Source organism: Kribbella sp. NPDC006257, from assembly GCF_040613535.1.
Classification (GTDB): domain Bacteria; phylum Actinomycetota; class Actinomycetes; order Propionibacteriales; family Kribbellaceae; genus Kribbella.
The window spans coordinates 169,502-181,075 of the sequence record NZ_JBEXSJ010000006.1; the positions used below are offsets into that span (position 1 = coordinate 169,502).

An 11,574-nucleotide genomic window follows, 5' to 3' on the forward strand; every position below is an offset into this window, starting at 1 on the left:
AATCGTGCCCGGCTCACTCGTCGTCGGTGTCGAAGAGGGTGTCGGCGAAAGTGGCGCCCTTGGGGACACTGAGGCCCAGGTGACGCCACGCCGCCGGGGTGGCGACCCGGCCGCGCGGCGTACGGGCCAGGTAACCCGAGCGGACCAGGAACGGTTCGGCGACCTCTTCGACTGTTTCGCGTTCCTCGCCGACCGCTACCGCGAGGGTGGACAGGCCGACGGGGCCGCCGCCGAAGCGACGGCACAGGGCCTCCAGGACCGAGCGGTCGAGGCGGTCCAGGCCCATCTTGTCGACCTCGTAGAGCTCCAGGGCGGACTTGGACAGCGCGATCGTGACGATGCCGTCGGCACGCACCTCGGCGAAGTCGCGGACCCGGCGGAGCAGCCGGTTCGCGATCCGGGGTGTGCCGCGGGACCGGGACGCGATCTCGGCCGCCGCCTCGTTGGTGATGTCGACCTCGAGCAGCGCGGCCGACCGCTTGATGATCTTCTCCAGCTCGGCCGCCTCGTAGAACTCCAGATGCCCGGTGAACCCGAACCGGTCCCGCAGCGGCCCCGGCAGCAGACCCGCCCGGGTCGTCGCGCCGACCAGCGTGAACGGCGGAATCTCCAGGGGAATAGCAGTTGCGCCCGGCCCCTTGCCGACGATCACGTCGACGCGGAAGTCCTCCATCGCCATGTAGAGCAGCTCTTCGGCCGGCCGTGACATCCGGTGGATCTCGTCCAGGAAGAGCACTTCGCCCTCGTTCAGCCCGGACAGGATCGCAGCCAGGTCGCCCGCGTGCTGGATCGCCGGACCACTGGTGATCCGCAGCGGCGCGGCCAGCTCGCTGGCGATGATCATCGCCAGTGTTGTCTTGCCGAGTCCGGGCGGACCGGACAGCAGCACGTGATCGGGCGCTCGGTTCCGCCCGCGGGCGGCGTGCAGCACCAACTCCAGCTGCTCGCTGACCCGGCGCTGCCCACCGAACTCCGCGAGGGTGCGCGGCCGGAGCGCGGACTCGATCTTGCGTTCCTCGAGATCCGCCAGGTCCGCCGACACCAGTGGTCTGACGTTGTCGTCCATCGCTAGGCCTTCGACAACGCGCGGAGCGCGGCCCTGAGTAGGTCAGGCACCGACGGTTCGGCGCTGCCCGCAGCCAACGGGGACACGGCGATCACGGCGTCTTCGGCGTCCCGCGCGGACCAGCCGAGGCCGACCAGACCGGCATGCACCTGCTCGCGCCAGGCCTCGGCCGGCTGCAGCGGGCGTCCGGAAACCGTTCGCGACGGCGCCCCGATCTTGTCCTTCAGCTCCAGCACGAGGCGCTGCGCGACCTTCTTGCCGACGCCGGGAATCTTCACCAACATGGCCAGGTCTTCCGCAGCGACTGCTTGCCGCAGCTGGTCCGGGCTCAGTACGGCGAGCGCCGCCTGCGCCAGCTTCGGGCCGACCCCCGAGGCGGTCTGCAGCAGCTCGAACAGCTCCTTCTCGTCAACGTCGGCGAAGCCGTACAGCGTCAGCGAGTCCTCCCGCACGACCATTGAGGTGGCGAGCTTGAACTCCTGCCCCGGCCGCAGCGTCGCCAGCGTCCCCGGATGGCAGTAGACCTGCAGGCCCACTCCCCCGACCTCGATCACACAACTGTCCAGCCCGATCGCCGCCACCGGCCCGCGCACGAACGCAATCATCAAGACCTCCCCGTACTACGACGCACCCGCGCCGCCGCCGTCATCTTCACCCCGTACTGCGGAGCGCTCACCGCCACCGCGGCGCTCATCGCTTGCCGCCTTGTGCGGCGACTGCTGCTCGCAACCGGGCGACCTGCAGGCGGGACTGTGCCTGCGCCTTCGCCTCCAGCTCCGCCCGGGTGCCGGCCGCCTCTTGCAGCCGGCTCGTCACCCCGCCGCGCCAGACATGGCAGATCGCCAAGGCCAGCGCGTCCGCCGCGTCCGCGGGCGTCGGCCGCTCGGCCAGCTTCAGGATCCTGGTGACCATCGTCGTCACCTGCTCCTTGCCCGCTCGCCCGGACCCCGTCACGGCAGCCTTGACCTCACTCGGCGTATGCAGCGCCACCGGCAACCCATGCCGGGCGGCAACCACCATCGCCACCCCGGACGCTTGTGCGGTCCCCATCACCGTCCGCACGTTCTGCTGCGCGAACACCCGCTCGACGGCGACAGCATCCGGCTTGTGGGTGGCGATCCATTCCTCGATCTCCGCCTCGATCAGAACCAGTCGCTTGGCGACATCCAGATCGGCGGGAGTCCTGATCACACCGACCGCGACCAGCGCGGGCGGCCGTCCTGGCGATCCCTCGACGACGCCGAGGCCGCACCTGGTCAGGCCAGGGTCGACACCGAGTACGCGCATGGACTACCTCCGAACGTGTGTTCGACAACCCTAGTAGCCCGTCCCCCGAGCAAGAAATCGACGCGCGGGAAACCGATCAGAAGTAGTCGAGCATGTACGACGCGCTGGTGAACGCGGTGTTCAGGGCGGCATCGTCCGGCTGCGAACCCCCGGCCGCGAGTCCTGCCCGACGCAGGGTCGCGAGCGGCGTACCGGCGTACAGGGCGGCCAGGCCTCGGGCGTTGAGGCGGAGCGCTTCGCCAGTGGCAGTGGACGGTGTCAGCGAACCGGAGCCGTCGGCAACAGAGAGGTGCCAGCGGCCGGTGTTGCCCGGGAGCTCTGCGTCATCCAGCTCCAGCTCAGTCTCTAGCGACGCTCCGACTGCGAAGCCTCGTGCTGCGATCGCTGCTGGCGCGTCTAGCAGGCGGAGCATCCACCGTTGGAGCTGCGCGTGCTTGTCGGCCTCCTGCTCGATCAGTAGATGGATCGGGTCACTCGGCGGCACATACGCATTCACAGTGCGCGCTATAGAAGAGCCAGAGCCGACAGTGGCCCACAGTGCTCGCGCCGTTGCTTCAGAGCCGGCGATGATCTCGTCGACGCGCAGGTCTCCGCCGTCCCAGTTGTAGACGACGAAACCATCGTCGGCGAGGTAGCCGAAGTTGTCGTCGTCCGCTAGCCAGTCGGCGACCTTCGACTCGGCCCAGACCAACGGACCGCTCGTACGACCGGCGGTGTGCGCCTCCGCGACCAGTTCGAGGATCCGGGCGGCGTCGTCGGCACCAGCACGGCGTACCGGAACTTCCTTGCCACCAAGGGCTCGCAGGCCGTGCGAGGGGAAGCTGAACCGGTACCGGCCGCCGCCGTACTCGTAGCCGAGATGCCGGTAGATCACCGTGGTCGCCGGATACAGCGCGGTGAGCGGGTAGCCCTGCTCGACCGCGCGCCGCAGTACGCCACGCATCATCATGCTGCCGACACCGCGACCTCTGTACTCCGGGGAGACGACCACCCCCGCGACACCGGCCATCGGCACCTGCCGGCCACCCCACCACTGCTTGAAGTCCCAGTACCGGGCTGCGGCGACCACCTCGTCGCCGTCCATCACCCCGAGGAACCGGCCGTCGTCGACGAACTCCTTGGCGTCCTTGATCCAGTTCTCCCGAGTGGCGGCATCCAGCGGCCCGAACGACCTGGACCTGACCCGGATCACTTCGTCGAGGTGCTCAACAGCAATGTCGACGAGTCGCAAAGCATCAGTCACGGCACGACCCTACGATGCGCCCGATCAGCGCGGCGAGGGCATTAGGACAACTTGTCGGTCACCCACAGATTGATCGTGCCCTCGACGACCACAGTGCCGTCCGTCCGGACCGCCTTCACATGGACCGGTACGTCGGGCCCGGCGCTCCAGGCATCCGGGTCGGTCTCGGCCGAGCAGGTCAGATCCGAGGTCGACTTCGCCAGGTACGCGACCTCCATCCCCTTCGGCAGCCAGCGCTTCCCACTGGGAACGGTCGCTTCCGCCAGCGCACCCATCGCAGCCTCGAGACCGTTGCACACGGCAATGGCATGCACGGTGCCGATGTGGTTCTGCACCGCCCGCCGCTTGGGCAGCACGAGCGCCGCGTAATTCGGGCTCACCTGAACGAACCGCGGCCTGATGGACCGGAAGTACGGCGCCTTCCAGGTGAACGCGATCGAGAACACCCGAGTCCCGCCCGGCATCCCCCGCAACCTCTCCCACATCCCCAACACCCGACTCGCCATACCGGCACATTACCCGCCAGTAAGAACCCCGTCATCGGTCCGTTGATACCCGGTGTGTCGGGGTTCATCGGTCCCGAGAAACCAGAGGTCATCTTCCGGCGAACGGTAACTTCGGACCAACGAAGGGCGACACGCCGGGGATCAACGGACCGATAAGCTGACTGGCCCAGCGGACTTCGGGCCGAACCTCATCGTGGAGTGGGATTTCTGGCCGATCCGCGAGCCCGGCCTGTGCATCCTGTTCTTCCACGCCAGGGGCCGCAACGGTGAGGACCTCTTCGACCTCGCACCACGGACCGGCCCGTACGAGCAGTACCACCACGGCGATCTGGACGCCTACCACGTCTCGTACTTCCGGCGCCGCTGGCCGGCCGAGCGCGCTCTCCACACCTGCAACCTGCGCAAGAGCTACGGCTTCGAGCTCGTCGCCCAGGGGGCTGACCCGCTTCCGTCGGTGATCGACGCGACCGGCCCTTACCGCCTCCGGCTGACGATCCATGACGGCCTGATCACCTTTGCGATCAACGAGGTGGTCTCGTTCAGCTGGCGCGACCCGCAGCCGCTCAGCGGTGGGAAGGTCGGCTTCCGTCAGATGGCGCCGATGATCGGCGACTACGCGAACCTGCGCGTCTCCCAGCCCTGAGGCCGGTTTCGGGCAACCGCTTACCGAAGCCTTGACAAGCGCTTTCCATAGCCCGAGATTGAGACGATTCAATTCGCCCAGACAGAGGTGCCACAAGCATGGAGATCACCCGTCGACAAATCCTTGCCACCTTGGCCGCCGCCCCGGTGGCCTCTCTGATCGATCTGCCGACCGCGGCCGCGCGGCCGGCCGCAGTACCGGCTGTGAACCTGACGTGGCTCGAGGGCCGGCCTGCCACCGCGGCCGTGACGACCTGGGGTACGCCGTGGCCGAAGGGAGCCGTGCCGCCGGACCAGACGTTCTCGCTCACAGCAGCTGACGGCAGCGCAGTACCAGTGCAGAGCTGGCCTACGGCGTACTGGCCGGACGGCACGCTCAAGTGGAGTGCGCACGCCATTGCTGCGCCGGCTCCTGCTCACTCCTACACCTTGACGCCTGGTACTGCGGCCGTGCCGGCGACAGCCGTGACGGTGAAGGACGAGAAGAGCTACCTCGACGTCGACACCGGAGTGATCAAGGCCCGCATCCGCAAGAGCGGCTCGGAGCTGATCAGTCAGATCTGGCGTGGCGGAGTCGAGATCGCGCGCAAGGCAACCCTGGTCAATCTCAAGCAGGACAAGATCTCCGAGGACGAGCAGGGCAGCATTACCCGCGAGCGATTCGAGAGCTCCGTCGAGAGCGTGGTCGTCGAGCAGTCGGGTCCAGTCCGCGCCGTCGTACGGATCAGTGGCAAGCACACCACCACCAACACCAAGGGCAAAGCGTGGTTGCCGTTCACGGTCCGGCTGTACTTCTACGCGGGTGCAGAGAACGTCCGGATGATGCACACCTTCGTGTACGACCGGGATGGTCAGCACGACTACATCGCTGGGCTCGGTGTGCGGTTCCGGGTGCCGCTGCGCGACGCGTCGTACGACCGGCATGTGCGCTTCGCAGGTGAGTCCGGTGGAGCGCTGAGTGAAGCAGTGAAGGGCATCACGGGACTGCGCCGCGATCCAGGAACTGCTGTCCGGGCTGCACAGATCGCCGGGACGAAGCTGCCCGATCCGGCCACGTGGGATCAGCGAGTGACTACGCGGCTGCAGTACATCCCCGAGTGGGGCGACTACACGCTGAGCCAATTGTCGGCCGACGGCTTCACCGTGAAGAAGCGGACGAAGAAGGGCTACGGCTGGATCGCAGTCGACCAGGGCAAGCGCGCACCAGGACTCGGTTACGTCGGTGGTGTCAGCGGTGGCCTGGCGTTCGGGCTGCGCGACTTCTGGCAACGGCATCCGACCCAGCTCGACATCCGTGGTGCGCATACCGACGAGGCCGAGGTGACTGTGTGGCTCTGGTCGCCCGACGCCGGGGCGATGGACACGCGGTTCTACCACGACGACATGGGCCAGGACACGTATCCGGAGCAACTAGAGGGCCTCAACATCACCTACGAGGACTACGAACCAGGCTTCGGTACGCCGTACGGGATCGCCCGGACCAGCGAGCTGACGTTCTGGGCGCTGGCCGCGACGCCGACGGCCGAGCGGCTCAGCTCAATGGCGGACCAGGTACAGACTCCCCCGCAACTGGTGAACCCGGTGGACCAGCTGGTGTCGACCAAGGTGTTCGGTGGGCTGGTCACGCCGGTCGACCGCTCGCACCCGGCGAAGAAGGCGATCGAGGACCACCTGGACTTCCTATTCGACTACTACCGCGGCCAGGTGGAGCAGCGGCACTGGTACGGCTTCTGGGACTACGGCGACATCATGCACACGTTCGACGAGGACCGGCTGGTCTGGCGGTACGACGTGGGCGGATACGCCTGGGACAACTCGGAGCTGTCACCGGATCTGTGGCTCTGGTACTCGTTCCTGCGGTCCGGCCGGGCCGACATCTTCCGGTTCGCCGAGGCGATGACTCGACACACTGGTGAGGTCGACGTCTACCACCTAGGGCAGTGGGCCGGTCTGGGGACCCGGCACGGCGTACAGCACTGGGCGGACAGTGCCAAGCAACAGCGGATCAGTACTGCGATCTACCGCCGGTTCTACTACTACCTCACGGCCGACGAACGCACCGGTGATCTACTGTCCGAGCTGGTCGACTCCGACCGAACCTTCCTCGTACTGGATCCGCTCCGGAAGATCCGCACCGAGCCGTACACACCTGACCCGCATGCGTTGGCTATAGGCCTCGGCACGGACTGGAGTGGACTGGCGGCCGCCTGGCTGACCGAGTGGGAACGGCACGGCCCGAAGGCCGACGTGGCGAAGACCAAGTTGCTGGCGACCATGGAGACCATCGGTGCGATGCCCAACGGCTTCGTGACGGGCGGCGGCCTCTACGACCTGGACACCGGTCGGTTCGCGCCGGTGACCGAGAAGACGGTCAGTGTCTCGCACCTGAGCGCAATGTTCGGCCAGGTGGAGATCTGCGCCGAGCTACTCGACCTGGTGGAGCTGCCTGCCTTCGAGAAGGCGTGGCTGCAGTACTGCCGTCTCTTCAACGCCACCAGGGAAGAGCAGACCGCGGAGTGCGGCGCGTACTTCGGCAATCTCATCCTGCGTCAGGGTCACTCGCGACTCACCGCCTACGCAGCCGTCCGGCTGAACCGGGACGATCTGGCCGCTCGTGCCTGGAAGGAGTTCTACACCGGCGACGGCTACGCACCGACGCTGCCGTGGAGCGCCCAGCCCGTCACCAAGACGCTCAACCCGACAGAGGCCGCCACGTGGGTCTCTACCAACACCACGGCGCTCTACGGCCTCGCTGCGATCCAGACGCTGGCTCTGGTCGGCGACCAGATTGTGAACCCATGACGCCGCGCATCGTCGCCGGCGCACTTGTCCTCTGTGCCGGCCTGACCTTCACTCAACCAGCGGCCGCCGGTGGACTCGGTCCGGCGCCACATCCCGACCCGGCGTTGCTCTCACACTGCAGCGGCTCGCAGCCGATCACGTGCACCTTCGACGTACCGCCTGGTCACTACGACGTGACGGTGATGCTCGGCGATCGGCACGAGGCTGCACGGACGGAGGTGTACGCCGAGGCGCGACGGCTGATGGTCGACTCCACCGAGACGGGGGCGGGTGAGCTGGTACGGCGTACGTTCACCGTGAACGTCCGGTCCCCCGAGGGACAGCAGAACGGCTTCGGCGGCCCCGGTACGCCGGGTCTCACGCTGACCTTCTCCGGATCGGCGCCGAAGGTCAGCGGGATCGGCCTGGCTGCTGCGACAACTCCCCGGTTGTTCGTGGCCGGCGACTCAACCGTGACCGACCAGGAGACACCGCCGTACACCGGGTGGGGGCAGCGTCTTCCGAAGTGGTTCCGGCACGGGCTGTCGGTCGTCAACCACTCGGGTTCGGGTGAGAGCTCGGTGTCGTTCCTGGCCGAGCCGGCGATGTGGGCGGGTCTGGAGCCTCAGCTGCGGCCGGGCGACGTCGTACTGGTCCAGTTCGGTCACAACGACAAGCAGACGACCGCCGAACAGTTCCGCGCGAATCTGACCGAGATCGTGCGAGGCGTCCGGGCCAGTGGGGCAACGCCGGTGCTGGTGACGCCGATCGTCCGGCGCTGGTTCACCGGGAGCACCCTCAATTCGACCGGGTTGATCGTCAACGGGCTGGGCGTCGATCTGCCCGCTGAGATGCGGTCGGTCGCGGCGACCGAGGCGGTGCCGCTGATCGATCTGACGGCCCGGACCCGGGCGGTGGTGGAAGGGCTGGGGCCGGAGCAGGCCAAGGCGCTCTACCTCACCCGGGAGAAACGGGACGATACGCACACCTCGGAGTACGGCGCGACTGTCTACGCCGACCTGGTCGCCGCCGGGCTCCGCGAACTCGGGCTCATCGGCGACCGCTACTGGGCCGGCTAAGCAGCACCAGGGCGTGTCCGGTTCTCCCGGACACGCCCTGGTGCTTCGGACAATCAGCCGACCTGCTCCATGACCTCGTCGGAGACGTCGAAGTTGGCGTAGACGTTCTGCACGTCATCGCTGTCCTCGAGCGCGTCGATCAGCCGGAAGATCTTGCCGGCGCCTTCGGCGTCCAGCTCGACCGTCATCGACGGCACGAACGACGCGTCGGCCGACTCGTAGTCGATGCCGGCGTCCTGCAGCGCGGTCCGGACCTTGACCAGGTCGCTGGCCTCGCTGATCACCTCGAAGGACTCGCCGAGGTCGTTCACCTCGTCGGCGCCGGCCTCGAGCACAGCCTCCATCACGTCGTCCTCGGAGTAGGTCTTGCCGGCCTGCTCCTTGTTGACGACGATCACGCCCTTGCGGTTGAACAGGTACGCGACGCTGTTCGGGTCGGCCAGCGAACCGCCGTTGCGGGTCATCGCGGTCCGTACGTCGGCCGCGGCCCGGTTCCGGTTGTCGGTCAGGCACTCGATCAGCATGGCGACGCCGTTCGGCCCGTAGCCCTCGTAGGTGATCGACTGCCAGTCCGCGCCACCGGCCTCGGCACCTGAGCCGCGCTTGACCGCGCGGTCGATGTTGTCGTTCGGGACCGACGACTTCTTCGCCTTCTGGACCGCGTCGTACAGGGTCGGGTTCCCCGCGAGATCGCCACCGCCCGTCCGGGCGGCCACCTCGATGTTCTTGATCAGCTTCGCGAAGAGCTTGGCGCGCCTCGAGTCGATGACCGCTTTCTTGTGCTTGGTGGTGGCCCATTTGGAGTGGCCTGACATCGCGAACCCAACCCTTCTACCGCTTGCTGCTGACTAAAGGTCGCGCACCAGATCGGCGAAGTAACCGTGCAGCCGGGCGTCACCCGTCATCTCGGGGTGGAACGAAGTGGCCAGCAGCCGATCGTGGCGAACCGCCACGATCCTACCCGCGGCCGGTCCAGAGCTCACGGTGGACAGTACTTCGACCTCCCGGCCGACCCGTTCGACCCAGGGTGCCCGGATGAACACCGCGTGGTACGGCGTGTCGAACGCCGCGAACTCCAGGTCCGCCTCGAACGAGTGCACCTGCCGCCCGAAGGCATTCCGCCGGACCGTCACGTCGAGGCCGCCGAGTGTCTCCTGGCCCTCGATCCCGCCGGTGATCTCGTTCGCCAGCATGATCATCCCGGCGCAGGTCCCGAACGTCGGCATCCCGTCCGCGATCCGCTTCTGCAGCGGCTCGAACAGCTCGAACGAGCGGGCCAGCTTGTCCATCGTGGTGGACTCGCCGCCGGGCAGGACGAGCCCGTCGACCTCGGCCAGCTCCGACGAACGGCGTACCGGGCGGGCCTCGACGCCGACCTGGGCCAGCATCTGCAAGTGCTCACGCACGTTTCCCTGCAAGGCGAACACGCCGATCACAGTCACAACCGAACCCTCCGATGCCATTGCAGTGAGACCTCGATGCGGCCCTCGTCGAAGACCGCGGGGAGGTCACGTTCATGAAGCAGAGCCAGTACGTCGTCCAGCAAAGGCTCGCCTGGTGCGACGTTGGCGGTGTCCGGGTGCCAGACCTTCAGCTCGAGCATCCCGAAGTCGACCGCATGCCAGACATCGGTGTCGGTGAAGAACACCAGCCCCTTCGGATCCGCCGCCGCCTCGAGTGCTTTGCGCGCCTCGTGATGATCGGCGCAGTACCGAACCACCACGACGCCGAGCGCCTCCAGCTCAGCCAGTACTGCGTCCAGCCGCTCAGGGTCGGTCTCCGTCGGCCAGCCCTTCGCGTCCTCACCCAACGCTTGCATAACCTCGTCGATCAACTGCGGGACGAGCACGGACGGATCCGCGGAAGGGGCGTCTTCCTGCACAGCCTCAGTCAACGCAGCCGTCACCGCGGTGCGATCGGCGTACCCCGACCGCACCAGAACCCGAGCGAGACCGCGCAGCTCCCGCCCGGTCCGCTCGCCGAGCCCGCTCACCGCAGCACCGCCGAGCGCACCGTCCGGGCCTGGATCACCAGCCGCGCTCGGCGAGGCGGTGGGGTTGGGGGATCTCGTCGACGTTGATGCCGACCATGGCTTCGCCGAGGCCGCGGGAGACCTTGGCGAGGACGTCCGGGTCGTCGTAGAAGGTGGTGGCCTTGACGATCGCCTCGGCGCGCTGGGCCGGGTTGCCGGACTTGAAGATGCCGGAGCCGACGAAGACACCCTCGGCGCCGAGCTGCATCATCATCGCGGCGTCGGCCGGGGTGGCGATCCCGCCGGCGGTGAACAGCACCACCGGAAGCTTGCCGAGCTCGGCGACCTCCTTGACCAGCTCGTACGGCGCCTGCAGCTCCTTCGCCGCGACGAACAGCTCGTCCTCGGGCAGGTTCTGCAGGTGGCGGAGCTGCTGGCGGATCTGGCGCATGTGGGTGGTCGCGTTGGAGACGTCACCGGTACCGGCCTCGCCCTTGGAGCGGATCATCGCCGCACCCTCGGTGATCCGGCGCAACGCCTCGCCGAGGTTGGTCGCGCCACAGACGAACGGAACGGTGAAGTTCCACTTGTCGATGTGGTTGGCGTAGTCGGCCGGGGTGAGCACCTCGGACTCGTCGATGTAGTCGACACCGAGGCTCTGCAGCACCTGCGCCTCGACGAAGTGACCGATCCGGGCCTTGGCCATCACCGGGATCGAGACCGCGTTGATGATCGAGTCGATCATGTCCGGGTCGCTCATCCGGGAGACGCCGCCCTGGGCGCGGATGTCGGCCGGGACCCGCTCGAGCGCCATCACCGCGACGGCGCCGGCGTCCTCGGCGATCTTCGCCTGGTCGGCGGTGACCACGTCCATGATCACGCCGCCCTTGAGCATCTCGGCCATGCCCCGCTTCACCTTCGCGGTACCGGTCTGCGGGCTGTTCTGGGTCTCGGTCACTGCATCCTCCTGCTCGCGGCTCGTCACGCAGCCAAGCCTA

12 protein-coding genes are annotated in these 11,574 nt (G+C 67.5%); 3 read left to right on the forward strand and 9 right to left on the reverse strand.

Annotation, left to right across the window (positions count from 1 at the left end; genetic code table 11):
- Window positions 1–13 precede the first annotated feature (13 nt).
- From ruvB to ABZ004_RS10080, 5 genes are all read right to left on the reverse strand, one after another.
- Window positions 14–1,066, reverse strand: a complete 1,053-nt coding sequence (gene ruvB, locus ABZ004_RS10060) for a Holliday junction branch migration DNA helicase RuvB (protein WP_355679439.1) — start codon at window positions 1,064–1,066, stop codon at window positions 14–16.
- Between the two features lie 2 nt (window positions 1,067–1,068).
- Entirely contained in the window at window positions 1,069–1,671 is a 603-nt protein-coding gene (ruvA, locus tag ABZ004_RS10065) for a Holliday junction branch migration protein RuvA (protein ID WP_355679440.1), read from the reverse strand.
- Window positions 1,672–1,756: 85 nt separating this feature from the next.
- Window positions 1,757–2,353, reverse strand: a complete 597-nt coding sequence (gene ruvC / locus ABZ004_RS10070; protein ID WP_355679441.1) for a crossover junction endodeoxyribonuclease RuvC — start codon at window positions 2,351–2,353, stop codon at window positions 1,757–1,759.
- Window positions 2,354–2,429: 76 nt separating this feature from the next.
- A complete protein-coding gene (locus ABZ004_RS10075; RefSeq protein WP_355679442.1) occupies window positions 2,430–3,596 on the reverse strand; it encodes a GNAT family N-acetyltransferase in 1,167 nt (388 codons plus the stop codon).
- A 41-nt stretch (window positions 3,597–3,637) separates the two neighbouring features.
- Window positions 3,638–4,102 carry a hotdog fold domain-containing protein gene (locus ABZ004_RS10080; RefSeq protein WP_355679443.1) on the reverse strand — a complete coding sequence of 155 codons (465 nt, stop codon included), beginning with the start codon at window positions 4,100–4,102 and terminating at the stop codon, window positions 3,638–3,640.
- A 157-nt stretch (window positions 4,103–4,259) separates the two neighbouring features.
- Here ABZ004_RS10080 and ABZ004_RS10085 point away from each other — a divergent pair, with 157 nt between their 5' ends.
- The 3 genes from ABZ004_RS10085 (at window position 4,260) to ABZ004_RS10095 (ending at window position 8,604) form a co-directional block, all read left to right on the forward strand.
- Window positions 4,260–4,745 carry a DUF1961 family protein gene (locus tag ABZ004_RS10085; protein ID WP_355679525.1) on the forward strand — a complete coding sequence of 162 codons (486 nt, stop codon included), beginning with the start codon at window positions 4,260–4,262 and terminating at the stop codon, window positions 4,743–4,745.
- A 98-nt stretch (window positions 4,746–4,843) separates the two neighbouring features.
- Window positions 4,844–7,546, forward strand: a complete 2,703-nt coding sequence (locus ABZ004_RS10090) for a Tat pathway signal sequence domain protein (protein WP_355679444.1) — start codon at window positions 4,844–4,846, stop codon at window positions 7,544–7,546.
- The gene (locus tag ABZ004_RS10095) at window positions 7,543–8,604 is read left to right on the forward strand and encodes a rhamnogalacturonan acetylesterase (RefSeq protein WP_355679445.1); all 1,062 of its coding nucleotides are present in this window, start codon (window positions 7,543–7,545) and stop codon (window positions 8,602–8,604) included. The genes ABZ004_RS10090 and ABZ004_RS10095 overlap by 4 nt, the downstream gene beginning before the upstream one ends.
- 53 nt (window positions 8,605–8,657) lie before the next feature.
- Here the strand turns inward: ABZ004_RS10095 and ABZ004_RS10100 are convergent, their stop codons facing one another.
- Genes ABZ004_RS10100 through pdxS form a run of 4 tightly spaced genes read right to left on the reverse strand, consistent with a single transcriptional unit; the run spans window position 8,658 to window position 11,534 of the window.
- A complete protein-coding gene (locus ABZ004_RS10100; RefSeq protein WP_355679446.1) occupies window positions 8,658–9,419 on the reverse strand; it encodes a YebC/PmpR family DNA-binding transcriptional regulator in 762 nt (253 codons plus the stop codon).
- Between the two features lie 33 nt (window positions 9,420–9,452).
- Window positions 9,453–10,067 (reverse strand): pyridoxal 5'-phosphate synthase glutaminase subunit PdxT, encoded by a 615-nt coding sequence (pdxT, locus tag ABZ004_RS10105; RefSeq protein ID WP_355679447.1) that lies wholly within the window; start codon window positions 10,065–10,067, stop codon window positions 9,453–9,455.
- Window positions 10,043–10,597 (reverse strand): hypothetical protein, encoded by a 555-nt coding sequence (locus ABZ004_RS10110; RefSeq protein WP_355679448.1) that lies wholly within the window; start codon window positions 10,595–10,597, stop codon window positions 10,043–10,045. The genes pdxT and ABZ004_RS10110 overlap by 25 nt, the downstream gene beginning before the upstream one ends.
- Before the next feature lie 34 nt (window positions 10,598–10,631).
- Window positions 10,632–11,534 (reverse strand): pyridoxal 5'-phosphate synthase lyase subunit PdxS, encoded by a 903-nt coding sequence (gene pdxS, locus ABZ004_RS10115; RefSeq protein WP_355679526.1) that lies wholly within the window; start codon window positions 11,532–11,534, stop codon window positions 10,632–10,634.
- Between the last annotated feature and the right edge of the window lie 40 nt (window positions 11,535–11,574).

Coding starts and splice junctions, on each gene's coding strand:
- ruvB (WP_355679439.1), bottom strand. CDS start 1,066: ATGGACGACAACGTCAGACCACTGGTGTCGGCGGACCTGGCGGATCTC.
- ruvA (WP_355679440.1), bottom strand. CDS start 1,671: ATGATTGCGTTCGTGCGCGGGCCGGTGGCGGCGATCGGGCTGGACAGT.
- ruvC (WP_355679441.1), bottom strand. CDS start 2,353: ATGCGCGTACTCGGTGTCGACCCTGGCCTGACCAGGTGCGGCCTCGGC.
- ABZ004_RS10080 (WP_355679443.1), bottom strand. CDS start 4,102: ATGGCGAGTCGGGTGTTGGGGATGTGGGAGAGGTTGCGGGGGATGCCG.
- ABZ004_RS10090 (WP_355679444.1), top strand. CDS start 4,844: ATGGAGATCACCCGTCGACAAATCCTTGCCACCTTGGCCGCCGCCCCG.
- ABZ004_RS10095 (WP_355679445.1), top strand. CDS start 7,543: ATGACGCCGCGCATCGTCGCCGGCGCACTTGTCCTCTGTGCCGGCCTG.
- ABZ004_RS10100 (WP_355679446.1), bottom strand. CDS start 9,419: ATGTCAGGCCACTCCAAATGGGCCACCACCAAGCACAAGAAAGCGGTC.
- pdxT (WP_355679447.1), bottom strand. CDS start 10,067: ATGGCATCGGAGGGTTCGGTTGTGACTGTGATCGGCGTGTTCGCCTTG.